The sequence below is a fragment of the Sorangium sp. So ce128 genome, from assembly GCF_051525245.1.
GTDB classification, from domain to species: Bacteria; Myxococcota_A; Polyangia; order Polyangiales; family Polyangiaceae; genus Sorangium; species Sorangium cellulosum_B.
Genome location: NZ_CP150313.1, coordinates 7,796,318 through 7,819,958, shown reverse-complemented (window position 1 = coordinate 7,819,958; position 23,641 = coordinate 7,796,318). Strand labels below are relative to the sequence as shown.

At 69.6% G+C, this 23,641-nt stretch carries 22 protein-coding genes; 6 read left to right on the top strand and 16 right to left on the bottom strand.

Translation table 11 applies throughout. The annotated features are described in order from the left end of the window. Positions 1-2: 2 nt before the first annotated feature. Positions 3-2,198 carry a hypothetical protein gene (locus WME82_RS29580; protein ID WP_438038038.1) on the bottom strand — a complete coding sequence of 732 codons (2,196 nt, stop codon included), beginning with the start codon at positions 2,196-2,198 and terminating at the stop codon, positions 3-5. After that, complete coding sequence (locus WME82_RS29575; RefSeq protein WP_438038037.1) at positions 2,195-3,064, bottom strand: hypothetical protein; 870 nt, start codon at positions 3,062-3,064, stop codon at positions 2,195-2,197. Before WME82_RS29575 ends, WME82_RS29580 begins: the two co-directional genes overlap by 4 nt. A 22-nt stretch (positions 3,065-3,086) precedes the next feature. Between WME82_RS29575 and WME82_RS29570 the strand changes: the two genes are divergently transcribed. Then, a complete protein-coding gene (locus tag WME82_RS29570; protein WP_437850453.1) occupies positions 3,087-3,356 on the top strand; it encodes a hypothetical protein in 270 nt (89 codons plus the stop codon). A 91-nt stretch (positions 3,357-3,447) separates the two neighbouring features. Beyond that, positions 3,448-4,998 (top strand): outer membrane protein assembly factor BamB family protein, encoded by a 1,551-nt coding sequence (locus tag WME82_RS29565; protein ID WP_438038036.1) that lies wholly within the window; start codon positions 3,448-3,450, stop codon positions 4,996-4,998. Between the two features lie 180 nt (positions 4,999-5,178). Here WME82_RS29565 and WME82_RS29560 read toward each other — a convergent pair whose 3' ends face one another. The 6 genes from WME82_RS29560 to WME82_RS29535 all read right to left on the bottom strand — a co-directional run bounded on the left by WME82_RS29560 (position 5,179) and on the right by WME82_RS29535 (position 11,088). Further along, positions 5,179-5,730, bottom strand: coding sequence for a tyrosine-protein phosphatase (locus tag WME82_RS29560; protein WP_438038035.1), 552 nt, complete (start codon positions 5,728-5,730; stop codon positions 5,179-5,181). A 19-nt stretch (positions 5,731-5,749) separates the two neighbouring features. Beyond that, complete coding sequence (gene xseB, locus WME82_RS29555; RefSeq protein ID WP_437739857.1) at positions 5,750-6,067, bottom strand: exodeoxyribonuclease VII small subunit; 318 nt, start codon at positions 6,065-6,067, stop codon at positions 5,750-5,752. A 4-nt stretch (positions 6,068-6,071) separates the two neighbouring features. Beyond that, positions 6,072-7,715: an exodeoxyribonuclease VII large subunit gene (xseA, locus tag WME82_RS29550; protein ID WP_438038034.1), complete on the bottom strand. Its 1,644-nt coding sequence runs from the start codon at positions 7,713-7,715 to the stop codon at positions 6,072-6,074. Between the two features lie 194 nt (positions 7,716-7,909). Next, positions 7,910-8,533 carry a glutathione S-transferase family protein gene (locus WME82_RS29545; protein ID WP_438038033.1) on the bottom strand — a complete coding sequence of 208 codons (624 nt, stop codon included), beginning with the start codon at positions 8,531-8,533 and terminating at the stop codon, positions 7,910-7,912. Positions 8,534-8,739: 206 nt separating this feature from the next. After that, the gene (locus WME82_RS29540) at positions 8,740-10,104 is read right to left on the bottom strand and encodes an MATE family efflux transporter (RefSeq protein WP_438038032.1); all 1,365 of its coding nucleotides are present in this window, start codon (positions 10,102-10,104) and stop codon (positions 8,740-8,742) included. A gap of 6 nt (positions 10,105-10,110) precedes the next feature. Next, positions 10,111-11,088 carry a phosphotransferase family protein gene (locus tag WME82_RS29535; protein WP_438038031.1) on the bottom strand — a complete coding sequence of 326 codons (978 nt, stop codon included), beginning with the start codon at positions 11,086-11,088 and terminating at the stop codon, positions 10,111-10,113. Positions 11,089-11,266: 178 nt separating this feature from the next. Between WME82_RS29535 and lepB the strand changes: the two genes are divergently transcribed. Further along, positions 11,267-12,712 carry a signal peptidase I gene (gene lepB / locus WME82_RS29530; protein ID WP_438038030.1) on the top strand — a complete coding sequence of 482 codons (1,446 nt, stop codon included), beginning with the start codon at positions 11,267-11,269 and terminating at the stop codon, positions 12,710-12,712. 98 nt (positions 12,713-12,810) lie between these two features. On the opposite strand, the gene WME82_RS29525 is transcribed toward lepB, so the two are convergent. Then, entirely contained in the window at positions 12,811-14,811 is a 2,001-nt protein-coding gene (locus WME82_RS29525) for a DUF4041 domain-containing protein (protein WP_438038029.1), read from the bottom strand. 127 nt (positions 14,812-14,938) lie between these two features. Here WME82_RS29525 and WME82_RS29520 point away from each other — a divergent pair, with 127 nt between their 5' ends. Both WME82_RS29520 and WME82_RS29515 read left to right on the top strand, forming a co-directional pair. After that, positions 14,939-15,448: a TetR-like C-terminal domain-containing protein gene (locus WME82_RS29520; protein WP_438038028.1), complete on the top strand. Its 510-nt coding sequence runs from the start codon at positions 14,939-14,941 to the stop codon at positions 15,446-15,448. 17 nt (positions 15,449-15,465) lie between these two features. After that, on the top strand, positions 15,466-16,767 hold the full coding sequence (locus WME82_RS29515; protein ID WP_438038027.1) for a DUF3500 domain-containing protein: 1,302 nt from the start codon (positions 15,466-15,468) through the stop codon (positions 16,765-16,767). 73 nt (positions 16,768-16,840) lie between these two features. On the opposite strand, the gene WME82_RS29510 is transcribed toward WME82_RS29515, so the two are convergent. Beyond that, positions 16,841-17,890: an iron-containing alcohol dehydrogenase family protein gene (locus WME82_RS29510; protein ID WP_437739849.1), complete on the bottom strand. Its 1,050-nt coding sequence runs from the start codon at positions 17,888-17,890 to the stop codon at positions 16,841-16,843. Positions 17,891-18,078: 188 nt separating this feature from the next. On the opposite strand from WME82_RS29510, the gene WME82_RS29505 reads away from it, so the two are divergent. Further along, positions 18,079-19,203, top strand: a complete 1,125-nt coding sequence (locus tag WME82_RS29505) for an ATP-grasp domain-containing protein (protein ID WP_438038026.1) — start codon at positions 18,079-18,081, stop codon at positions 19,201-19,203. Between the two features lie 99 nt (positions 19,204-19,302). Here the strand turns inward: WME82_RS29505 and msrB are convergent, their stop codons facing one another. From msrB to WME82_RS29475, 6 genes are all read right to left on the bottom strand, one after another. Then, entirely contained in the window at positions 19,303-19,701 is a 399-nt protein-coding gene (msrB, locus tag WME82_RS29500) for a peptide-methionine (R)-S-oxide reductase MsrB (protein ID WP_437911790.1), read from the bottom strand. Between the two features lie 287 nt (positions 19,702-19,988). Beyond that, a complete protein-coding gene (locus WME82_RS29495) occupies positions 19,989-20,774 on the bottom strand; it encodes a hypothetical protein (RefSeq protein ID WP_438038025.1) in 786 nt (261 codons plus the stop codon). Positions 20,775-20,877: 103 nt separating this feature from the next. Then, positions 20,878-21,354, bottom strand: a complete 477-nt coding sequence (locus WME82_RS29490) for an ATP-grasp domain-containing protein (RefSeq protein ID WP_438038024.1) — start codon at positions 21,352-21,354, stop codon at positions 20,878-20,880. A 300-nt stretch (positions 21,355-21,654) separates the two neighbouring features. Beyond that, positions 21,655-22,284, bottom strand: coding sequence for an SGNH/GDSL hydrolase family protein (locus tag WME82_RS29485; RefSeq protein WP_438038023.1), 630 nt, complete (start codon positions 22,282-22,284; stop codon positions 21,655-21,657). A gap of 199 nt (positions 22,285-22,483) precedes the next feature. After that, complete coding sequence (locus WME82_RS29480) at positions 22,484-22,891, bottom strand: VOC family protein (RefSeq protein WP_437911784.1); 408 nt, start codon at positions 22,889-22,891, stop codon at positions 22,484-22,486. 168 nt (positions 22,892-23,059) lie between these two features. Beyond that, positions 23,060-23,608 carry a DUF6210 family protein gene (locus WME82_RS29475; protein WP_438038022.1) on the bottom strand — a complete coding sequence of 183 codons (549 nt, stop codon included), beginning with the start codon at positions 23,606-23,608 and terminating at the stop codon, positions 23,060-23,062. Positions 23,609-23,641: the final 33 nt, after the last annotated feature.

Here is a 23,641-nt window from a genome sequence, read left to right as displayed (position 1 = left end):
CCTCACTTCTTGCCCCGCAGCTGGACGAAGAGGTCGTCGTCGGTCGCGGTCGCGTGGACGTGGCCCTCGTCATGGAGCGCCTGCGCCGTCTTCTTGATGTGCGACCACACCTCCGGGAAGCGCTTCTCGTGCAGCTTCTTCCGGCTCGCGAAGATCTGCGCGAGCTCCTTCGCCATCAGGCCGAGGCGCCACGACAGCTCGGCCATGATGTGCTCCCGCGTCTGCTGCGGATCCCACGCCGGGGGCGGCGTCGAGTCCCCGCCGCCCTTCACGATCTCCTCGGTGAGCAGCTCGCGCAGCAGCGGGTGCGCGAGCAGGAGGCTCTGGCGCTCGAAGGACGCCAGCACCTCGGCCTCGGTCACCTTGCGGTACTGCCCGCGGGGGTGCTCGATCTCGAGATCGTGGCTCCTCGCGGCGCCGAGGAGCCCCACCAGCGAGTCGAGCTCCGCGTGCCCGGCGAAGTCGAGGTGGAGGTGGAGGAAGCGCTGGCGGCCCAGCTTGCAGAGCGCGTCGTACGCGGCCTTGCCGGCGCCGCCGAGCCGGAGCGGCCGGCGCTCCTCGTCGGTGACCAGGATGCGCTTGTCCGTGTGCTTCGTGTCCTCGACCATGCGCTGGAGCGGCAGCCGCGCGCCGTGCCCGCTCGGCGCGCAGAGGAACGTCACGCCGGTGGTCACGACGACGCCGTCCGCGCGCTTCTCCTTGGCCACGAGGTGGTGCGTGGGGGCGGTCTTGCCGCGCTTCTTCGCGGTGGCGTGCTCGACGCTCAGGAGCGTCGAGGCGCCCTTGCCGGCGCACCTGGCGAGCAGGTGGTGCGTCAGGCTCGCGAGGTTGTCCTCGTCGGGCGGCAGCGACGCCTGCTGCAGCCGGCGGCGGGTCGTGCCCTCGACGAGCTTCTTCTTCACCTCGGCGTCGATGACGTCCTCCAGCTTCACCGGCGGCGGCTTCGGCCCGTCCTCGGGGCCGGGCCACTCCTTGAGCCAGCGCTTGCCGCCGACGGCCGCGAGCCGATCCTGCTGCGCCTCCCAGCGGTCGCGCGCCCAGAGGATCGCGTCCCGCGGCCGGAGCTCCTGCACGCCGTCGAGGCGCCGCTCGAGCCACGCGCTGCCGAGCGGGAAGAGCCGATCGCGCTTGCGCGCGGCCATGAGCTCCTCGATCTCCTTCTCCTCGAAGCCGGAGAGCGCGGCGTCGAGCCGCCCCTCGAGGATGGCGCGGGCCTCCTCCGGCGAGACCATGTGCAGCTCGAGGATCCGCTCCGCGATGCGGTCCCACGCGGCCGCCGGGATCACCTCGCCGGTGCGCAGGGAGAGCATCGACTGCTTCACGCCCGAGACGATCACGACGAGGTGCTTCGCCCGGTCGAGCAGCGCGTGCGCGTACGACATCAGGGCGCGCACGGCCTCGGCGTCGAGGTTGTCGATCTGGTCGAGGCAGAGCACGAGCGGGAGCTCGGCGAGGGCGCACAGGTGCGCGAGGACGTGGAGGACGCGCTCCACCGCGGCGTCATCCGCGAGGGCGAGGCCGTCCTCCCCGGCCGCCTGGTCGAGCAGGCGCGCCTCGTCGGGCCCGAGGGTCTCGCCGGAGAGCCACAGCACCGCCGCCTGGGCGCGCTTCTCGGCGCCGGCGTCGCCGAGGCTCGCGTGCGACGTCCCGGTGAGGAACGCGTTGAGCACGGGGATGACCGCGCTCTGCGGGTCGATCTTCGCGCCGAGGCGGGCCAGCGCCTCCTTGCGCGCGTCGATCTCCCTGGGCCCCGTCATCATCTTGCGGCCCTTGAGCGCGCCCGTCCGGATGAGGGCGCGGTTGAGGACGGTGTAGAGGCGCGACTGCGTGTAGTCGCTGCCGCGGTGCCCCGCGAGATCGCTGACGGTCGCGTTGAGCACGTACCGGAGCATCCGCTCGGGCGAGGCGAGGATGTTGTGCAGGTAGACGACCGTCGCCTTGTCTTCCCCGGCCCACTGGAACAGCCGCGCGAGCAGGTGGCTCTTGCCGACCCCGGGCGCGCCGATGAGCAGCGCGCCGATGCTGACCGGCTCCTTCGCGGCGTCCTGCACGACGCGCACGAGCTTGGTGAAGGCGTTCTTGTGGATCGACTCGACCGTGGCTTCGCCGCCCCCGACGTCGGTGATGCGGTGGCTGCGGAACGGGTTGGTGCCCCGGACCGCGGCGAGGAAGCGCTCGAACGTCGGCTCCTCGCTCATGCGTCGTCCCTCCGCGCCACGTAGACGAGCAGGTTCCCGGCCTCCATGATGCCGGCGTCGCGCTCCGCCTCGGCCATCTGGTGGTGGCGCCCGTCGGACGGGTCGAGCGAGTAGCGCCGCTGCCGCCGGAGCGCGGCGAGCTCCTCGTCGAAGGTGGCGCGCGGGATGTCCGGCAGCGCGGCGCGGAGCGCGTGGAGGGTGACGTAGTTGAGGCGGCCGGAGGCGCGGTCGAGCGAGGAGAAGGCGGCGTCGAAGCGATCGGCGAAGGAGATGGCCGGCGCGCCGGGGCCGCTCTGGGCCGAGCTGCCGGGGCCGTTGGGGGCCGAGCTGCCGGGGCCGTCGGGGGCCGTGGGGCGGGCAGCGCCGTCGGTCGCGATCGCGGCGGGCCGCGCCGGCGCGCCGGCGGCCGGGAGGACGGCGTCTGCGAGGAAGAAGAGCAGCGGCTTCTTCCCGGTCAAGGCGCCGATGGTGCGGGGGAGCCGGCGCTCGGCGATGCGCTGATCGAGCGCCGCCTTGAACGCGCGGCTCAGGGCGGGAACGAGGCCCTTGGGGAGCTGCGCCAGGTCGACCGCGGGAGCGTCGGCCGTCCGCGCCGACTGGAGCTGCACCTCCAGGAGCCGATCGGACTGCGCAACCGCCTCCAGGTCCTCCGCGAGCAGCACCAGCGTGGCGCTGGGGGCTGGCTTCTTCTTGCCTCCCGCGGCGCGGGAGAGCAGCACGCGCCCCTTCGCCTCCTTGGTCGTCAGCGCCTTGCTCGTCACCGCGAGCGTGTCACCTGTCAGCTCCGTCAGCCGCTCGAGCGTCGGCGGGTACGACGCGCCGCCGAGCTGCTTCTGGGACTCCAGGACGCCGAGGAGCTTCGGCACCGGCGAGGGCGGCGGCTCCTTCTTGCGCGCCGCGCCCTTCTGCCTCGCGGGAGCCTTCGGCGCGGCGGCCTTCCGCGGCGCGGCGGACTTCTTCGGCTCCTCGGCGCTGCTCTTCCTCGCTGCAGTGGTCTTCGTGGTCGTCGCCCGCGAGCGCGGACTCGATGCGCTGTTCCGGTTCGTGGCCCACCTCCCGAGGGGCCGAGATTACCCCGGTATCCAGCCATGGGAAGGGGCTCCGCGCCGCCGCGCCGCCTTTCTCTATCCGATTGACGCCCAGCTCGATTCCGCGTGACGTAGACTCGGGGCCTCGTGCTGCGGAGGCGACGGAACTGGCGTGTCGGGTGGCCGATCGCCGCTCACCTCGATGCCCCAGGAGGAGCACCATGAAGCGCATCTTCTGGGTCCGGTCCGCGATCGGGGCCGCCCTATGTCTTGCCTTGCTCAATGTCGTCCAGGGGAGCACGGCCATGGGCACCGGCGCCGGGCGCTGGACCGTCTATGGCTACGATCTCGCCAACACCCACCACGCGCGCGACGAGCACGACATCGGGCCATCGAACGTCGCATCGCTCGCCGTGAAGTGGGCCTTCACCACGACCGGCATCGTCCCCGCGACACCGGCCGTCGACCACGGCGCTGTCTACTTTCCGGACGGGGGCGGCAAGCTGTACAAGCTCGACGCCAGGACCGGGCACCCGATCTGGACGCGCACGATCGCCGGCCTCACGGGCACGGCCGGCGCCGTCTCGCGCACGACCCCCGCGCTCCTCGGCCACACGCTGTTCCTCGGCACCCTCGCCGGCGCGCACATGGTCGCCGTGGACACGCGCACGGGGGCGCTCCTGTGGAAGAGGCAGCTCGACACGCACCCCGCGGCGATCATCACGCAGTCTCCCGTCGTGCATGGCGGCCGCGTGTACGTGGGTGTCTCCTCGCGCGAGGAGCTCTTCGCGGCGGACAACGCCTATCCGTGCTGCAGCTTCCGCGGCAGCGTGGTCGCGCTCGACGCGGGGACCGGGGCGGTGCTCTGGAAGCGCTACACGGTGCCCGCCGGCTACACCGGCGGCGCCGTGTGGGGCGGCGCGCCGTCGCTCGACCTCAAGCGCCGCACGCTGTACGTGACTACCGGCAACAACTACACCGTGCCGCCGTCCGTCTCCGCGTGTGTGGAGGCCGCCGGCGACGACGCCGTCGCCGCCGAGGCCTGCCTTGCGCCGGACGACTATATCGACGCCGTCCTCGCGCTCGACCTCCGCACCGGCGCGCTGAAGTGGGCGCGGCGGCTCCAGGGCTTCGACGCCTGGACGGGAGCCTGCTACTTCGGCGGCGACTGGTGCCCCGATCCGGCGGGCCCGGATTACGACTTCGGCACGGGCGCCACGCTCTTCACGGCCGGCGAGGGGGCGGAGCGCCGCGATCTGGTCGGCGCCGGCCAGAAGAGCGGTATCTTCTGGGCCCTCGATCGGGATGACGGGAGCGTGGTGTGGAGCACGCTGGTCGGTCCCGGCGGGGAGCTGGGCGGCATCATGTGGGGAGTCGCCGTCGACGAGAGCAGGATTTACGTGCCGATCGGCAACAACGGCCAGGTCGAATACACGCTGCAGCCCTCCGGGGAGGTCATCCACTGGGGTTCGTGGAGCGCGCTCGACGCCGCCACGGGCGACATCCTGTGGCAGACGCCCGATCCCACGCCGGGCGCGCAGACCAGGGGGCCGCTGACGGTCGCGAACGGCGTTGTCTACGGCGGCTCGATGAGCGGTGACGTCCACGCGCTCGACGCCGAGACGGGCGACGTCCTCTGGAGCCATCCGGCCGACGGCTCCGTCAACGCCGGGCCGGCGGTGGTGCGCGGTACGGTGTTCTGGGGGAGCGGCTACGAGAGCTTCGGCATCGGCACGCCGGGCAACACGCTCTTCGCGTTCGGCTTACCGTAGCGCTGCCCGCCGCCGGAGGGCGGACGCCGGAGCCCGGCCGTGCCGTGATGCCAGGCGCGGGCGCCGGTGGCCGTCCCCACGCGCCGCCCCAGCGACCCGCGCGCCGATCCGGCGCGACCTCAACCTGGGTGACCTGGGTCGCCTCGATGGTCCGATCGGAAACCCCTGCGTGCCGGCGGCTCAGCCGCCTCCGCCCGAGGTCAGCGCGCCTCGCAGCCTTGCCCTGTCGACCTCGGCGGATGGCAGCCACGCCAGGATGCCCTCGATGGCCCGATCGATGGCGATGCGGTCGGCGCCGTCGCTGAGCATGTACTCCTCCGCGACGACCTGCCGCGGGACGTCGATCGCCAGCAGCGCCGCCGCGATGACGACCCCGGTCCGGTCTCTCCCCGACGTGCAGTGGACGTAGACTGGCCAGGGGAGGGCGGGGGCCGCGAGCGAGGAAAGAGCCTTTCCGATCCAGCTCCTCACCCGTCGCTGCCGCGTGTCGTAGTTCTCGATGTCGTCCTCCGCGGCGACGTGGACAACCTTGATTCCCGCGAGGTGACCAGGATCGGCGCCGCGCCGGAGGTTCAGTATCGTCCCGGGGAAACCGAGGTCGCTCGCCGCTGTCATGAGATCGAATCGCCCGCCGCGGAGCAGGCGCCCGGCAGGGATCGGCGAGACGTCGAGCCAGAGCCCGAGCATCTCGCCGACATCCCGGTAGTTGGCGGGCCGGAACGTCGCGCTCATCGAGGTCGCCTGCGCCCGCCTACTCGTCGTCTTCGTCGTCCTCGTCTTCGTCGTCCGCGTCCGTTGTCACGGGCGCCTCGCGCTCGAGCTGCTCGGTGATGGTCTGTACCTGGATCTCCGCGGCGTGGATCTTCTGGCGGCAGAGCGTCACCAGATCCGCGGCCTCCTTCACGAGCGCGGAGAGCGCGTCGATGTCGACCTGGCCTTCCTCGATGTTCTGCAAGATCTCCTCGAGGCGCGACGACGCCTCGCCATACGAGACCTCTTTCGTGGCGCGCTGCGGGCTTGCCGTGTCCCCGTCGGACAGCTCCTTCGTCCCGCGCTTCGGCTTTGCCATGACCCTATGTCTCCTCCGATCCGTCCGAGCGAAGCCGCAGCACGCCCAGCTTCAGCTCGGCGATGAGCGTCGTCCCCTGGGGCGCGCGCGCCGCGTCGGTGAGCACCGCCCCTTCCGTCGTGCGCAGGATCGCATATCCCCGCTCCACGACGCGCCGCGGATCGAGGAGGCGCAGGCGCCGTTCGCGCGACTCGAGGCGCTCGGATTCGAGCGCGAGCCTCCGGGAGGAGCGCGGCCCGAGGAGCGAGGCCATCTCGTCGACCCGATGCGAGGCGGCGTCGAGATCGCGCCTCGCCCCCTGGCGAAGCTGGCGGACCGCCTCCTGGAGCTGGCCCGCGCGGCGCGCGATGAGCAGCGACGCGGAGCGCGGGACCCGGGTCGCCCGGCGGGTGAGATCCGACGAGGCCGACCGGAGGACCCGCCGGCCCTGGTCGAGGATGCTCAGGAGCGACGACTCGACCTCATCCCTCGCCTCCGAGACGCGTTTGACGAGCATCGCGGCCGCGGCGGTCGGCGTCTTCTCGCGAAAGCCCACGAAGTCGAGCGCGGAGATGTCTCGCTCGTGGCCGATGCCGACGACCACGGGGAGGGGGAATGTGGCGACGGCGCGGGCGATCGGCTCCGAGTCGAACCAGGCGAGGTCGGTGCGCGAGCCGCCGCCGCGGCAGATCAGCAGCACGTCGAGCTCCGCGGCGCGCGCCCGGAAGTAGTCGAGGGCGTTCAGGACCGATGGCTCCGTCTGCCGCCCCTGGACGCGGACCCCGTGCGCCACGACGCGGAACGCGAAGCCTGACTCCCTGAACGTGCCGAGCACGTCGTTGTAGGCGTCCGAGCCCAGGCTGGTCACGAGGCCCACGCGGAGGGGCAGGGCGGGGAAGGGCAGGGAGCGGTTCCGATCGAGCAGCCCTTCCTCGGCGAGCCGGCGGCAGATCTCCTCTCTCCGCCGGGCGGCCTCGCCGAGCGTGTAGCCCACGTCGAGGTCCTCGATCAGGAACCGGTACGAGCCCCAGGGGACGTAGAGCTCCACGCGCCCGCGCACGCGGATCTGGATCTCGTCCTCGATCTGGAACGGGTCGCCCGCCGCGGCGAGGCGCCGCTCGATCTCGGCGCGCGCGCTCTCGAAGAGGGTTGCCTTGACCTGGGCGATCTCCTTTCCGAGGGCGTCGCGCTCGACGAGCTCGAAGCCGACGATGCTCTTGTGGGCGGCCCGGTTGTACCCGCAGACCTCGCCCACCAGCCAGATCGAGGCTGGAAACGCCGCCTCGAGCGCGGCGCGGACCTGTCCGTTGAGCTTCGAGACGGTGAAGTCGGACGCGGCCACCGCTGGCCTCGGCCGCGCGTCCCCGTTGCGCGGCTCATCGGCTCGGGCTGGCTCCGCGGTGGGGATCGGCGTGACGCCCCCTTCGTCGAGGGCGAGGGCCCCGCCGCGTTCCCGGTAGAGGCGCTGCGTCACCTCGCAGAAGCCGAACCCCTCGGCGAGCAGCACCTCCACGACCGCGACCACGTGCGTCTCCGGGACGCGCCAGGTCTTCTGTTCGGGATTCCAGCGGCGGGACGGGAGCGACTTCACGACGTCCACCAGCCTGCGATCGAAGGCGAAGTGGATCTGGAGGCTCCCGGTCCCGTCGCTGCTGACGCGGCGGCTCATCGCGCCACTCTATCATCGCGCATCGCGGGTCGCGCACGGCCATCGCGGGGGATCTCCCGGCCGACCCGCCGGCGCGCGCGGCCGCGCCGCGCGGTGGCCGAGCGTGCGCTGCGTGGCGGCCGAGCGCGCGCTGCGCCACGGCGGCGAGCAAGCCCTCGGCCTGGAGGACGAGAGCTCCTCCAGCCACCTGCCCCTCACGCGTTGAGGCTGGCGAACGCCTGGGCGATGCGCGGGGCCGCGCACGGGCGGGCGTACATCCGGTCCATGTAGGCCCGAAGCTGCGGGAAGTCGTCCAGGAGGTGGGCCTCGTTGGCCCAGTCCAGGGTGTAGGCCATCACGAGATCGGCCACCGTCACGCTGTCGCCGACGACGAACTGCCGCTGATCCATGTGCTTCTCCAGCACGACGGCCATGGCCTTGAAGTCCTCGCGGGCGACGGGGATGTCGCCCGGCTGGCGTTTGTCCTCCGGATACAGAAACTTGTGACGCGCGATGCGCCACAGCGGCTGCTCCAGCTCGGTCGCCGCGAACAGCAGCCACTGGTTGACCTTGGCCCGCTCCCTGGGGTCTGCCGGGAGCAGCCCCTTGTCGGGGTACTTCTCGGCCAGGTAGAGCACGATGGCAACGGACTCGGTGAGCACGAGATCGCCGTCGACGAGCACGGGGAGCTTGCCGGCCGGGTTGAGCTTGAGGAACTCGGGGCGGCGATTCTCGCCGGCCCGGAGGTTGACCTGGATGGTCTCGAAATCCACGCCCAGCTCCTGGAGCGCCCAGCGCACACGGATCGAGCGGGTAGGAGCGAACTCATAGAGCTTCATCGATGCCTCCCTCCTCAGCCGCGCGCTGCGGCTGGTATCGTTGCTTCTGTTTACTTACGTCCGGACCTGCTGTGTTTTGAGACGAACGGTGCCAACCAGCAGGCGAATGGCCGTGTGTATAGCCGCACCGCGCGACGAGTGTCAATGGACACATTCGCCGTACGCAGACGGCCTCTGCGCCGTTTTTCGGCGGTCTGGAGGCAGGCTCAGCCCGCGTCAGGCGCTCTTGCCATGCCATGCCCAGAGCCAGCGTGGGCATTCTTCAGAAGGAGGAAGGAGACGATGCAAAGAATCAGCTCCGAGATCGCCTCGGAGGCCCAGATCCCGGTCAGGGAGAACAGGCTGGACGCCAGCAGCAGCACCGGCAGCTTGACCAGCAGGATGCCCCCGAGGGTGAGCAGCAGCGCCTCCCTGGCCCGGCCCACCGACTGAAACGAGGCCGCCGTGACCATGGCCACGCCGGTCAGGGGGTAAGAGAGCGCCAGCAGCCGCAACGCTGTCTGCCCTTCAGCGATGATCGCGCTCTCCCTGGAGAGCAGGGCGATCAGCGCAGCCGGCATCACCAGGCAGACGCCGCAGACGAGCGATCCATAGGCGACCGCAGCGCCAAGGGAGAGCCGGATGGCCTCCCGCACCCGCTCGAGCTTCTTCTGGCCGAAGTTGTACCCCACCAGCGGCTGCATCCCCTGGACGATGCCGGTCAGCGGCGCGAGCAGCCCGGAGTAGAGCCGGCTCACGATCGCGAACACGCTCAGCGCGCTGTCGCCGCCGATCCGCCGGAGCAGGTTGTTGGTGACGATGGCGATCAGGCTGACGCTGGCGCTCTTGATGAGCGAGGGGGACCCGATCTTCACCACCTCGATGAGGATGGGCCAGTCCGGCCTGAAATAAGACGCCTTGATGCGATAGGAGCGGTTCTTCCTGAAAAAGAAGAAGTGGAGGCCCATGCCGGCCGAGGTGGCCTGGCAACAGACCGTCGCCAGGGCGGCGCCGGAGACGCCCATCTGCAAGATGAGGATGAAGAGCCAGCACAGGACGATGTTGACGCAGATCGGGATGATCCACATGGCGGTCGAGTACATGGCGTTGCCATCCGCCCTGACGATGGCCGAGTAGCCGGTGCCGGCGATGGCGCCGAGGAAGATGATCCGCCCGTACTCGATGGCATAGGGGGCGACGCTGTCGGTGGCCCCGAGCAGGTAGACGAGCGGCTCGATGAAGACCGAGCCCAGGACCGTGATGGCGAGCGCCGCCGTCCAGAAGATCAGGAAGGTGCTTGCCACCGTCCGGGAGGCCTTCTCCAGGTCCTGCTCGCCGAGCGCCCTGGAGACCACCGAGGCGCCGCCGGCCCCGACGGTCGTGGCGACGGCGCCGAGGGCGATCTGGACCGGCGAGATGATCGAGGCCGCGGCTGCGGCCAGCGCGTTGACGCCCACGGAGAGAAAGTAGATGTCCGTGAGGCTGTAGACGGTAAAAACCAGCAGCGAGAACGTGGTCTGGGAAGACATCTCCAGCAGCAGCTTCCCGACCCGCTCGGTCCCCAGCTTTTCAACCCTGGAGCTCTCGCCCATGAGCGTTCAGTTCGCGCTCAGCCAGGCCATGTGTTCACCCATCCATTGCCTGGAGAGGTTGAGGACGGAGTCGGTGTCGTAGTTGCGGTAATAACACTCCGTGTTCATGACCAGGGCGAGGTGCAGCGAGTAGAGGCGGCACCTCCGCTCTTCTTCGGAGGTGAAGGAGGTCTTGCCGTAGCCGCGCATGCTGCTGGTGATGCCGTCGGAGGAGAGCAGCCGGAACTGGGCCTCCATCAAGGGATCGGCCCAGAGCGCCCTCTCGAAGTCGATGATGCCGGCGACCCTGCCTTCCTTGACGAAGACATTGGGATTCCAGACGTCCCAGTGGACGAGGCAGGGAGTAATGACCTCGTCCAGCGCGGGGGCGTGCCTGAGGACGGCGGCGCGGATCTCGTCGTATCCCTGGTCGTACGCCACGCCTTTCCGGGCGCCGTCTTCCAGAACCGACTCCATGATCCTGGTGAACGCCTCTCTCCAGGTGCTCGCGCGCAGGTCCGGGTTCCCATCGTAACCAAAATAGGTGCCGGTGAAGCCGTTGATCTCCCGGACGATCTCGCCGATGTGCAGGTCGATGGACGCCTGCGTCTCGGGGGAAAGGCTCGATTTCACGTGCTCGAGGTTGTCCGCGGCGATCTTCTCCATGAAGAAGTAGTCCGAGTCGCACAGGTCGCGTGTGTCGTCGAAATGGTAGATCTGGGGCACCGGGATGGCCGGGTTTCGCCGGACCAGGCGCATGGCGGCGACCTCGGTGGCCATGATGTTCTTTTCGTAGAGCATGACCTCCGCGTCTCTCGGCGGCGCGATCTTGAGGATGACCTCCCGGCCATCGGCGAGCCGGACGCTGTACGCCGCATTGAACCAGCCGTCTTTCAGCTCGACCACGGCGCCTTCGCCGTCCGCGAGCGCCATGCCGCCGAAGGCCCTGGCGGCCATGGCGGCGATCTGCGGGCGTGTCTTCGTGTTCTTGGTCTTGCTCTCCACGGTCTTCCTTCGTCGATTGGCGGCCCTTGTGACGAGCGAAATAACGTTCATTGTGCTGGATCCTGGGAAGCTGTCAAGTCGCGACCTGGAGTGTGCCGGGGCCCGGAGCGAGAGGGCGCCAGGGTCGCCGGCGTAGCCGGCTGGGGCTCACGCGGGTTATCGTGTTATCCTGCGCCCCATGCCGACCTACGATCCCGAGGAGAGCTGGAGTCGCGGGGTGCTTGCCATGCGCATCGAGGCGCCCCGCGCTCGTCGTGTCTTCCGCGGTTCGTTCCTGGTCGCGTCCGCCCTCGCGGCGGGCCATCTCCTCGCAGGCTGCGGCGGCAGCACGCCCGGACCGAGCGCGGCGATCGGAGCGGCGCCGGCGGGGCCGGCGGAGCGTCCGCCGGTAGAAGATCGGCGGACGTTCGCGGAGCGGGCGCCTGCACGGACGCGTTTGCTCGCGCAGATCGAGCCGAAGGCTCTGCCCGCCGCCGACGTGGGCGCCGTGGTCGGATGGGGCGCCGCGCGGTGCGGCGTGGACATCGAGCGGAGCGTCTCGCGGGTTCAGATCGCCGTCGCCGAGCCGGCGGAGATCCGCGCCGACATCCTGGGCTCGCTCACGATCGAGGACGTGGGCTGCCTCCTCGATGCCGAGCAGGACGGTGGCGGGCTCCACGCCGGTCCGCTCGAGATCGTCCCGCTGCCCCACGGCGGCGTGCGCGTCGCGACACCCGGCGCCCTCGCTGACGGCCCAGGTGCGAAAGAGGCGCTCGCGCGGCGGCTGGACGAAGCGCTCTCCCGCAGCGGCGCCGCGGTGGTCGCCGACCTCGGGGCCGCCGATGCCCCGATCGAGCTCGTCGCGACCGTCACCGATCACCTGGAGGCGAGGCTATCGTCGCCCGGTCGCCCCGACGCGTCGCTCGCAGGAACGCGGCTCGGCGAGGCGCTGGCCACCGCCCGGCAGAGCGGGGCGGCGGGCCTGGAGGCGCTGGAGATCGCGGCGGCTCCTCCCGACGGCTTCGTCATGAAGGTCAAGATCGCGACGGAGCCTGCGCGCGCCGCGGGCACGGCGATCGCCGTGCGGCGGCACGTGATCGAGTCCTTCAAGGTGCCTTCCGGGAGCATGAGCCCGACCGTGATCCCGGGCGACCACCTCTTCGTGCTGAAGGGCAAGCGTGGCGAGCGGGCCGGCCGGGGCGACGTCATCGTGTTCCGCTCCCCAGCGAACCCGAGCCAGCGCTTCATCAAGCGGATCATCGCCACCGGCGGAGATCGCGTTCAGATCGATGATCGAGGTCTATGGATCGACGGTCGCCAGGTGCCTTCGGAGCTCGTCGTCGCGGAGCACCGCGTCTCAGGAGACGACGGGCAGATTCATGAGCTATGGCAAGAGACCCTCGACGGGAGGCGTTATCCGATCTTGCGCACCCCCGGCGTTCCTGCGTCGAGCGCCGAGATCGACGCGACGGTGCCTCGAGGGAGCGTCTACGTCATCGGCGATAACCGGGACAACTCGCATGATTCGCGGCATTTCGGCCCCGTGTCCGTCGAGGCCATCGAAGGGGTCGCCGCCGTGATCTACTTCTCCATCGATACGAAGGGCCTGGGCCGCTGGGAGCGCACCGGGCTCGCGATACGGTAGGGGGGCTGCCCTCGAGGCGCCTCGCCGATGCGATGCGCACCTGATTCAGCGTCCGCGGCAGGTCGGTCCGCGGACGTCCTCGAGCAGATCGGGGCGCGTCAACCCCCCGCAAAGGAGCTCACCGCGGGAGCGAGCTCTGGTGGTGGAGCAGCAGCGAGCCCAGTGGGAGACGCGTCCGCAGCCGCCTGCGTCTTCCTGTACTCCTCGGCCGCTGGAACGAGCAGGAACGTCACGAGGCCGTGAAGGCTCTGGACGGCGTCGCGGATTTCCTCGAGCGTGACGCGGAAATACTCTTTGCGATGGTTCACCATATTGACCCGGCGAGCCGCGAAGGCACGATGGAGCTTGCCCTCCAGCGCAGGCGCGTCCTCAGAGTAAATGATCGCGTGCACATCGAACGGGAACGGCACCGATGCGTCGCCGAGCTCTTCGACACGCTCGAGCGGCTCCAGACGGCGTGTCATGCCGATCTTGTAGATGCCGTCGCCGAACGAACCGATGTTCGACAGCACGTAGACGTGGCCGGACTTCGTCAGCTGCGCGCGCGCGATCGCCTTCGCTTTCCGATCGAGCGCGTCCTTGAGGTCAGTTTCGAGGCGGTTCACGAGGGCCTCGAGCTTCTCGTGCTGCTTCGCCGTCGCGGCGCGCGCGACTTCCGCGGCGGCCGCTTCGACTCCCGCTGCCTCGATCCTGGCTGCCTCGGCGGCCGCAGCTGCGTCTACGGCGGCGAGCTCCGCGCGCGCCCGAGCGAGCGCGGCTGCCGACTTGGCTTCCTCCTTCTCGGCATCGGCCTTGGCGCGATCGATCTCCTCCTGGGCCCTCTGCTCCTCGCGCATCTGCTCCTTGATGCGCTTTTGCTCTTCCTTCTCCTGCTGAACCTTCTCGCGGTGCTCGTGCACGAGGTGCAGCTCGGCGAGCTTCAGGTCGAAGTACCGACGCGAGATGAAGACGCGCTGGACCTCGCCGAGCTTGTTTATGTCATCGTAGGCCTTCGTGATCCGCTGTTCCAGCGTCGTGACGTTGTCATACCGAACCTTCGCGATCGCAGCGTCGCATTCACCGTTGAAGGCGCGCAGCATCAGCTTCGACTGCTGGCGGATCATCTTCTTGCCCTCCGCTGCGCTACCGCCGACGGACCACTTCGTGTCGCACGGCGCCGCCTTGTCCTCCTTGATGAGCATCTGCTGCTCGTCGCGCGTTCCCTTGAGGCGGGCGGTGTATTGTGCGGACGACTCAAACCCATACTTGGGCGCGTAGAAGCCGAACGACTGGATGTCGAGAGCCTCCTCGATGGACCGAAGCGCACGATCCGCGGCCTCGAACTCCGCCTTGGCGCGCACGATCTCGCCTCGGATCCGCTCGAGCTCGTCGGGATCACGCGTCGCCGCCTTGAGTGCCTCTTGGGCGGCACGGAGCTCTCGATGCGCTGCGGCGGTTGCGTCCTGCGCTGATTTCGCCTCGGCCTGCGTGCGGGCGATATCGCTCCGAGCGGCCCTCAACTCGGTGCGGAGCTGTTCCAGCTCCTGTGCGGCCAACGGCAGCGACTGCCCGGCAACGGCCGCCATGAACGGCGGGGATTGCACGGGCGGCGCCGAGAGGAGTGCTTGCCGGGCCGCAGCCGCGGGCTGCGGCGCTGGCGCGGTCATTGACGAGGCTACGCGTTGCGACGGCGCAGGTTGAGGCGATGGCAAGGCAGGGAGCCAGACCACCACGCCGAAGGACCCTTGATTCGAGTGGGACGGCGGATCGAGTTGTGCCTGACAGGCCACGTGGGCTCCGTACCGACCATATAAACTAGCGAAGATGGGCTTCCACTGAAAGGCCAGCTCGCCCGGCAGATAGCCAACCTTCCCACCGAGCACCCAGACGATGATGGCGTTCGGATCGTGCGGATTTTGCGGATCGGGTAGCAGCCATGCCTGGATGAGCGCGTCCGTTCGACCGTGCACGGCCGAGACTACTCGCCGCATCTGGTCCGGGTTATATATCTCGCCGACGACCTCATGGCGCACGCACCTCGGGCCAGCGATCCAGACGGCGCGTTGAGCGTCCACAATCTCAATCGAATGCGGAATAGCCAGGTCGTCGAAGGGCTGCATCCAATGTGCTCCATCCGTAAGAGGTCGGAATGTCTACCCCTGTTTTAGAAGGCGAGATATGGCGCCATCAGCGTTGTCGGGAAGCATGGACGAGTGGGGCAAGCTGCGACCCAGACAGAGCGCCCGTATGTCGGCCGGCGACGGCTTCCCGCTCCGGCGCACCGCCCCCTCGATCTACCCCCACTTCGCCGACCAGCCGGCCATCATGTTGGCCGTCGTGCAGCAGGCCTTCACCGAGCTGGAGAGCAGGCTGCGCAGCGCCGTGGAAGAGGCCGGCGACGATCCACGAGAGCGGCTGTACGCCGTTTGCAACGCCCATCTGGAATTCTCCCGGAGTCATCCAGAGCGCTACCGCACCATGTTCGGTGGCCTCTGGATGCCCACCCTGGGCGACAGTTCCGTGACCGAGCGGGACCTGACCACGCTCGGCCGGGAAGCCCTGCAAATCCTCATCGACGCCCTCGGCGGCTGCGTCACCGCCGGGCATTCCACCAGCGCCGACCCGGTCGCCGACGCGATCGCGCTGTGGTTCGGCCTGCACGGATTCGCACACCAACGTGCCGTGAGCCGCGTCTTTCCCTGGCCCGCCGACACCGCCGAACGCATCATCACCGCGCTTGCGCACCTCAACCCCTGAGCCGCGCACCGGCAGACGTGAGCGCCACACCTCGATCCGCGGGACATCGCCTCGCCAGCCCCGGTGACGGCACGATCGCGCGGGTCGGTGCGGCCCCGCGCGCGCTCCAGCCGCGCCGCGCCCGCCCGTCCGGGCCGGGCTCGTGGATCGCGATCCTGCTCGCGCTCATGACGACGACCTCGTGCAACAGCATGCGAACCCAGGAAGGCCCGGCCGGCGAGCCCGCCGCCGCGCCGGGCAGCCCGTCCGCGCCGGCACAGCAGGCCGCCGGGCAGGGCGCCCTGCCTGCCCCGCCCGAGCATCCGGCGCCCGCGGGGCCTCCGGGCGCCGCGCCTCCGCCGGGCGGCGCTGCGGGACGCGCCACGGCCGAGGCGATCGCGGCCTCCGCGCGTGCCTTCCTCGACGGCCTCGACGGCGAGGCGCGCGGCCGGGCGCTGCTCGCGTTCCAGAGCGGCGAGCGCGAGGACTGGCATTACGTCCCGCGCCGCCGCGCCGGCCTCGCGATCGGCGACATGGACGGCGGCGAGCGCAGCGCCGCGCACGCGCTGCTCCGGGCCGGCCTCAGCCCGGAGGGCTACCGCAAGCTCGAGAGCGTCCTGCTGCTCGAGGGCATCCTCGGGGGCATCGAGGGCAACCCGGCGTTCCGCGACCCGGGCCGTTACCACCTCGCTCTCTTCGGCCAGCCCGGGCCCCAGGCCCCGTGGGGCTTTCGCTTCGAGGGACACCACGTCTCGCTCAACTTCACCGCTGCAGGAGGCGGCGTGGCCACCACCCCGGCGTTCCTGGGCGCCAACCCGGCCGAGGTGCCCTCGGGTCCCCGGAAGGGCCTGCGCGTGCTCGCGGTCGAGGAGGATCTCGGCCGCGCGTTCCTGGCCTCCCTCACCCCCGCGCAGCGTCAGCGCGCCGTGATCGCCCCCGCGGCGCCGCCCGACCTCGTGACCGAGGCCTCCCGTCGGGCCGCGCTGGCGAGCTTCGACGGCCTGCCCGCCGCCGAGATGACCCCGGCCCAGCGCGCCGCGCTGCTGCGCCTCCTGGAGGTCTATGCCCGCAACTTCCCCGCCGACGTCGCCGACGGGCACCTCGACCGCATCGCGCGCGCCGGCGTGGAGCGCCTGCACTTCGCCTGGGCGGGCGGCGCCGCGCCGAAGCAGTCGCATTACTACCGGATCCACGGCCCCACCCACCTCATCGAGTACGACAACCGCGGCGGCGATCACATCCACACCGTGTTCCGCGACCTCCAGGACGACTTAGGCGACAGCCTGCTGGCGCGGCACCTCCAGGAGGGCCACGGCGCCCCCGCCCGCGGTCGGCCTTAGCTCCGCGCGCGGACCTCCCGCCGCCCGTGGCGGCGCCCCTCCTCGCCGGCGCGGACTGAGCGCGGCTGGCGGGTCAGGCGAAGCACCCCTTCAGGCGCGGATCGGTCCGGAGGATCGCCTCGACCTCGGATACGCAGTCGCGGGAGGAGAGGACCGTGTAGTAGCCGGGCTTGATCTCCGGCGCGACGCGGACCGCCTCGATCCACTCGTCGAGCGAGAACGGGTCTGCCCGGATCGCATCCCAGAAGCCCGTCGCGTCGAGGACGGCGGCGATGAGGTCCGTCTCCCGCCCCTGGAGCTGGCTGACCACGTAGGCGGCCGTGCCTACCTGCAGGCCGTGGAGCCGCGGCCGGCCGGAGGTCTGGTCGAGCGCGTGCGAGATGAGGTGCTCGCTGCCGCTCGCCGGCCGGGACGACCCGGCGATCTCCATGGCGATGCCGTTCAGCATGAGCGCCGTCGCGAGCAGGCGCATGCCCTCGAGGTCGCGCCGGGGGCGCGCCATGAACTGGAACACGGTCGCGTCCGAGAGCAGGGCGGCGAAGTCGTTGACCGGCTCGCCGCGCGCGTGGAACGCGAGCTTCCAGTCATGGACCGCGGTGACCTTGGCCGCGAGATCGCCCACGCCGGAGAGCCACAGGACCTCCGGCGCGCGCAGGCAGACCTCGGTGTCGACCACCACGCCGAACGGCACCGCGCACGGAAGCGAGCGGCGCCTGCCGCCCACCGTGAGGCTCGCCGAAGGGCTGCAGAAGCCGTCGTTCGAGAGCGAGGTGGGCACGGCGAGGAACGGCAGCCGGGCGAGGGACGCGAGGTATTTGGCCGTGTCGAGGGCGCGGCCGCCGCCGAGCCCGACGATCGCGTCGCAGCGCGTGGGGAGCGCGGGCAGGAGCGCCGAGGCCTCCTCGACGCTGGCCGAGGCGACCTCGCGCCGGGCCACGACCTCGATCGCCTGCGCGTCCAGGCCCTCGCGCATCGCCGCCTCGATGGCGGCCGGCGTCCCCGCGCTCGCGAGCAGCAGGACGTGGCGGCGCGCCGCCCGCGCGAGGTAGAGCCCGCTGCGCGGGAGCGCCCCGGGCTTGATGCGCACCAGCGTGGGGATGCCGATCTGGGTGGCTGCGGGCATGCGCGGGTCTCCTAGGCCCGCCGCCGCGCCGCGGCTAGTCGCCGCGGGCTGCTCTACTTCCGGCCGAGCCGAACCGCTCCTACGAGGCCCAAAGCCAAACCAGGACAAGAGTTCTCAAATGAGGACGCCACGCTGTCACCTGGGGCGCCGAGTCGTCCTGATCCAGGGAAAAATGCGATGCTTGACCCGTGTCCCGCGTCGCTCTCATCTCCGACCTCCACCGTGCCTTCGACGCCCAGGCCGACCCCCGCAACGTGGCCATGATCCGGCGACGCCATGTGTTCTGGGCCCAGCTCGCCCGCCTTCATGGCTGGGACCTCGCGGTCTGCGACGTCGCCCAGCTCGACGCGCCGCAGGGGGTCCGCGGCAGTGTGTCCTGGATCGATCTGCCGATGCTACCCCGCGCCGCATACCACTCCGTCTTCGCTCGAGCGGTCGCTGCCGGCGCCGCGTGCGTGCTCGACCTCCCCGAGCATGTGGAGCGGGTCCTCGGGCTCGATCGATTCTACTCGGTCCTCACGAACGCCGGTGTCCCCACGCCGCGCACCGCGCTGCTGCCCGTGGACGCCGCCGTCGCTGCCGCGATCGACTCTCCCGCGGCCGTGCGCCGTCTGTTGACCGAGGCGATCTACGGCGCCCTCTTCGATGCGGAGATCGATCCCCACGCCGGGGTCTTCGTCCGCGGCTTCTACTCGTCGGCCAAGTCCGCCAACCCCGAGCTCTACTACGGCAGCAACCAGGCGGACATCGAGGCCACGGTCTTCGAGGTGGTCCGCCGCCTGCGTGTCGCTCTCGACGTCGGTGGCCTCGCCCTGCGCGAGCACCTCGACCTCGAGCGCATCGAGCTCGCCACCCTGCCCGGCGACCGCAACGCCATCCGGGTGCCCTTCGAAGTGCGGCTGACGGTGCTGGGTGGCCGGCTCCTCATGACCAGCTATCACGGCCCCTTCGAGGTCCTCATCGACGACGCGCGCCGGCTCCTCGCCGATGAGCTCACTGCCAGGAGCGAGGTGGTCCAGCGGGCGGTTCGCGACCTCGTCCCAGCGCTCCTCACGGCTGACCTCCCGGCGAACTACGTGGCTGACGTGGCCTTCGCTCGAGGCGGTCAGCCAGTGGTTCTTGAGCTCAACCCACTCTATGCCGCGGGTTACAACGTGCCCTCGGCGCACGCCCTGCTTGTCGCTGCGCTCGGCGCCGACCTTGCCCACCGTGCCGGGTACGCAGCGTTGCCGTGGACCCAGATCCTCGACAGCGCTGCGACACTCGCCGGCGAACGTGTCGAGCAGAGCCCGGCGGTATGGCTGCTGGGGTAGTGGCCGACCCCTCGCATCCTGTTCTGGCGCCGTCGGTGAATGCCTCCAGCCTCACCCCGCCATGGCAAGGCGTCGACGCGACGTTCGCCGTCTCGCGAGTCATCCGCCTTCGAACTCGAGGCAGGCGGAATTGATGCAGAAGCGCTCGCCCGTCGGCGCTGGCCCGTCGTCGAAGACGTGCCCCAGATGTCCATCACAGCGCGCGCATACGATCTCCACCCGATCGAGGCCATGCTTCCGGTCGGCTCGGCGCTCGATCCGCTTCTCGTCGAGGACTGCACTGAAGCTGGGCCAGCCGGTTCCAGAGTCGAATTTCGTCTGCGATGAAAAGAGCTGGGTGCCGCAGCCGGCGCATCGATAGACGCCCGTGCCGTGGTGGTTCCAGTACTGCCCCGTGTACGGACGTTCGGTGTTGCCGTAGCGGAGCATTCGGTAGCGGTGGGGCCCGAGCAGCAAGAGCCACTCGGGTTCGGTCTTCGAGATCTTCTTGTCTGCCATCGCTGGATCCCGTCGGTGGGTCCTGGTGTCACGGGCGTTCGGCTCGGCGCCGGCGGCCCACATGGATCTTAAGCTATCCGCCCCTGCATTACGAGCGCAATGACCGTCGCGGATCTCGCAGGTGCAGCGGCGGCCATGGCGATCGAGCGCAGATCCCGCGCAGGCACACGCCTTCCGGTCCGGCCGGCCGTGGCACGAGCCCCCGCCCTCCCAACGACCACGGGTGTGCTGCAGGGCGCCGCGCCGAGCGCAGCGAGACGCGACCCACCGTCCGCACCAGCTGCCAGCTAGACTTCATCCTCGGGATCGCGTTCATAGTCCAGAGGTTCCTCCTGAACATGCCGAAGCCATTGAGCGAGATCGGGCGCGTAGTGCATGTAGCCGAGATCGCCGCACACTACACCTGTTGCCGCCACCGGCAATGTCTCCTCCAGCCACTGCTGGAGCGCGGCCACGGAAGGCATCCGCGGTGAGCGCGCGTGCTGGGTGTAGCCTTTGACGTCGCCGTACAATGAGAAGTAGACATCGTGGACGGCGTACTCGACGGTACCGTCACTTCTCGCATGACGCATCACACGGGGCTGGTAGTACTCGCCGGAAGCCTCGATGCGCAGCTCGGCCGCACGGCTGCGCGCCGCGGACGCGGCGATATGGCGTGCCGCCGCCGAACGCGCCTCGGCCAGCTGTTCATACCATGCAGCGCCCCGCTCCAGCGTGCTTCGTGACGACTCGCGCCAAAGACTCAGCGCCTCTTCAAGCAGCTTCGCAGCAGACTCCAGATCGCCGGCGCTCGACGCGATCTCGGCATGGCGCGCGAGCCGCGCCGCAAGCTCATCCGGTGAAACGTGATTCTCTCGCAGTAGGTCAATCAGACGACCGTAGAGCATGGACGCCTCTGTCCACCGCTCTCGGCCGTCAAGGTAGTCGGCGATCGACTCGAAGGCGCGTACGCGCTCTGCTGCTTCGGTCTCCGCCTCCGCGCGACGAATGGCCCGTCCAACGAGCTCGTCGGCACGGTCCGGGTTGTCTCGGTGGTTCCATCGGGCATCATCCAGCAGAGTCTTCCACGCCATGGCTTCACCAGGTCATCGGTGCCAGTCTAACGACCTGGCGGTGCGCCGCGGGCGCGACGCGCCCGTCGGCACCAGCGCCTGATTGGGCAGAGGTCGGCATGATCTAGGTTGCCCGCTCCTGATGCTCGGAGACGGTTCGTACGAGGCGCTCCACGTCAGCCGAGTAAAAACGGCTTCCGTTGAAGCAGTTGCACTCGACGATCTTCCACGCGCCGTCGACCCGTGCGACGTCGAGAACGAACACGCTCGCCGGCGCCCATCGCGAGGCTGCTTTCTCCGCGAAGTCGATCAGCTCGCGAGGGAGGTGTGAATCGCCGCTCGGCCGGTACATGCTACCTGTCACGACTTCACCGTCTACGACAAACAGCCGCCATTCTCCATCGATCTCGCACGGTTCGCCAAGGACGACCTCGGACGTGGGCTCCACCGGCCTCGCTGCGCCTCGTAGAGTTTGAAACAGGGTCACGCACTCCGAGAAGCGAAGAACCTGCCCGGTAAAGCGCTTCAGATCGTCGTTCGGCTTCAGGAAAACAAGCTCGTTCGGGGCACGTGGCTCGCCGAGGAGCCTCTCCCATGACATGACGTGCGCAGGTGGCTCGCATGGTTCGGATCTCCGCTCTCTGCGGGAGGTCTGCTTCCTTCTGCCCAACGGAAGGCATGCCGGACCGGCATCGTCGTGGTGCGATGCTACCACGTTCTACCGCACACGGCAGCAGGTGGGCCTGTTCGAGGCGCCTTCTGTAACGTTCGGCGTCGTCCGACGGCTCCGTTTTGCGCCTGGCAACCACGCGTCGTGGGTAGAGGCTCGCCGTGGTAGCGCCTGGGTAGGATGGTGTCGGCCGCGCGCGAGCTGCGAAGGAAGCTTTCTGGTGGGGGCTTGTTAGCCGACGGTCACCGTCGTCGCTCGCTTCTGGACTGCGGCGGCGCCCAGGGCGCGGACGAGCGCCTGTGCGATCTTCAAGCCGCCGGCGCCCGACGGCTCGATGGCGTTCGCGAAGTCCCCCACCTCCGAGCAGACAAGGCGGAGGTCGACGACGTCGAGCGCGCGCGAGAAAGCTTGACGAAGGATGACGTCATTGAACGTCATCAAGGCGATGCGAGCTCGCTCGGCCTCACCGGGAGCGAGGTTGCCGTTGTAGATCGTGCAGACCGTGGCCGGTCGGCCGAGCGCGACGACGGCCTCGAGCGCCCACGAGTACGATTGCTCGAACGCGTCCACGCGTTCGCGGAACATGTCCAGCGCCTCGGCCGTCGACCGGACAGGCAGGCCGAGAATGTCAGCGTTCGAGAGCGCGTCGTTTCCGCCAAGCGAGAGGAGGACGTGGGTCGCGTCCTTCGGCATTCGATCGAGCTGGGGTCCGATATCAGAGGTGGTCGTACCGTCGACAGCACACAGGGTGACTCGCCAGGAGGGCAAGAGCGCGCGGAGGTGAGAGGCGACATCGGGCTCGCCATTGGTATACGAACCATTGTCGAAGATTGAATCACCCAAGAGAACGACAGACGACATGATTTTCTCCCGTGAAATGAGTCCCAGCGGCTGGTTCGGCGGTCGGTCGGGTCGCTTGAGCGCAGCGCGAGCCCGCGCCGTCACGTCGACCTCCCTCGTCCGTTTCTATCACGATTCGAGCTCGAACTCGTCCGCGAGCTCGTGCACCCGGCGCTCCGAGAGCCGCGGCGGCCGGACGAGCCGGCCGACGGCCGCACGGTCAACGTTCGTGCAACACCGCCTCCAGCCGGTGGCCGTCGGGGTCGCGAACGAACGACGCGTAGTAGCCGGGATCGTAGTTCTCGCGAACGCCGGGTGGTCCTTCATCGACACCGCCCTTGCCGAGGGCCTCCGCATGGAAGCGATCGACCGCCTCGCGGCTCGGCGCCACGAAGGCGAGGTGGAAGCCTCGACCGGGAGCCGTCGCGTCAGGACCGGACGCGACGATGGCGAAGGGCGGCTCAGCTTCGTATCCCTCGGGCCCGTACGCCACGCTGCGGGCGTTCTGCGAGAGCCGGACAAAGCCGAGCGGCGCCAGACAGGCGTCGTAGAACTCCGCAGCACGCTCGAGGTTCTCGACACCGACCGACACGTGATCGAACACGAAGACTCTGGCGTCCTTGGGCATGGGTACGAGGTACCTCTCGCGGTCGTCCGTGGCAAGCGACAAGGCGGGGGAGGACCTGTACGAACGCGCCGGAGAGGGCGGCGCCGAGCGGACAGCCGAAGACCGCCGAGGACAAGGTATGCCTGGCGCTCGCCGCCGAGCGGCGCGCGCCCGACGAGCGCGCGGCCCTCAATCGGAGTTGGGCCAGGTAAGAATCCCAGGGCGCGGGTACGGTCCGAACCCAGTGAAACAGCTCCAGTCCGATTCACCTTCTATCACAACGTGCACCCACGCTTCGTGCGAGTCTACGAGGCGTGCCCGGTCGGTCACGATGCCGACGATGCGACGCTCGCGCAGGATGCGGTCGACGACATCCGCGTCCTCTTGGTCGAGTCCGAGCATCGCGCCGCTGCCCATGTACTTCGGTCCTTCGAAGTGCGCCGCGAGGGAGCGCCACCCGTCTTCGGCGTCCAGCGGAATGAATACGCCCTCGATCTCGGGCTGCATGCAAATGTTCCCACAGGTCTGATTCGAGTAGATGACCCCGCTCGGGCAGGGGATGAGCAGGCCGAGGCCTGCGTCGTACAGCCTGATCGTTTTGTTCATCGACCTCGCCTCCCGAACGCCCTGCGCCTCAGCCGCGCCGTGCAGCGGCATCGATAGCCGCCGCTTGCTGGGCAGCTCGCGCGACGGTTCGCGAGCAAGCCGGCCTATCTGGGTCCGCGATTTTTTGCCCACGAGACAATGGTCCCAGACCGTGGGCCATGGCGC

Coding starts and splice junctions, on each gene's coding strand:
- xseA (WP_438038034.1), bottom strand. CDS start 7,715: ATGAGCCGCCGCGTCAGCAGCGACGGGACCGGGAGCCTCCAGATCCAC.
- WME82_RS29495 (WP_438038025.1), bottom strand. CDS start 20,774: ATGGCGTGGAAGACTCTGCTGGATGATGCCCGATGGAACCACCGAGAC.
- WME82_RS29545 (WP_438038033.1), bottom strand. CDS start 8,533: ATGAAGCTCTATGAGTTCGCTCCTACCCGCTCGATCCGTGTGCGCTGG.
- lepB (WP_438038030.1), top strand. CDS start 11,267: ATGCCGACCTACGATCCCGAGGAGAGCTGGAGTCGCGGGGTGCTTGCC.
- WME82_RS29525 (WP_438038029.1), bottom strand. CDS start 14,811: ATGCAGCCCTTCGACGACCTGGCTATTCCGCATTCGATTGAGATTGTG.
- WME82_RS29480 (WP_437911784.1), bottom strand. CDS start 22,891: ATGCCCAAGGACGCCAGAGTCTTCGTGTTCGATCACGTGTCGGTCGGT.
- WME82_RS29580 (WP_438038038.1), bottom strand. CDS start 2,198: ATGAGCGAGGAGCCGACGTTCGAGCGCTTCCTCGCCGCGGTCCGGGGC.
- WME82_RS29520 (WP_438038028.1), top strand. CDS start 14,939: ATGTCGGCCGGCGACGGCTTCCCGCTCCGGCGCACCGCCCCCTCGATC.
- msrB (WP_437911790.1), bottom strand. CDS start 19,701: ATGGCAGACAAGAAGATCTCGAAGACCGAACCCGAGTGGCTCTTGCTG.
- WME82_RS29485 (WP_438038023.1), bottom strand. CDS start 22,284: ATGTCGTCTGTCGTTCTCTTGGGTGATTCAATCTTCGACAATGGTTCG.
- xseB (WP_437739857.1), bottom strand. CDS start 6,067: ATGGCAAAGCCGAAGCGCGGGACGAAGGAGCTGTCCGACGGGGACACG.
- WME82_RS29565 (WP_438038036.1), top strand. CDS start 3,448: ATGAAGCGCATCTTCTGGGTCCGGTCCGCGATCGGGGCCGCCCTATGT.
- WME82_RS29510 (WP_437739849.1), bottom strand. CDS start 17,890: ATGCCCGCAGCCACCCAGATCGGCATCCCCACGCTGGTGCGCATCAAG.
- WME82_RS29490 (WP_438038024.1), bottom strand. CDS start 21,354: ATGTCATGGGAGAGGCTCCTCGGCGAGCCACGTGCCCCGAACGAGCTT.
- WME82_RS29560 (WP_438038035.1), bottom strand. CDS start 5,730: ATGAGCGCGACGTTCCGGCCCGCCAACTACCGGGATGTCGGCGAGATG.
- WME82_RS29540 (WP_438038032.1), bottom strand. CDS start 10,104: ATGGGCGAGAGCTCCAGGGTTGAAAAGCTGGGGACCGAGCGGGTCGGG.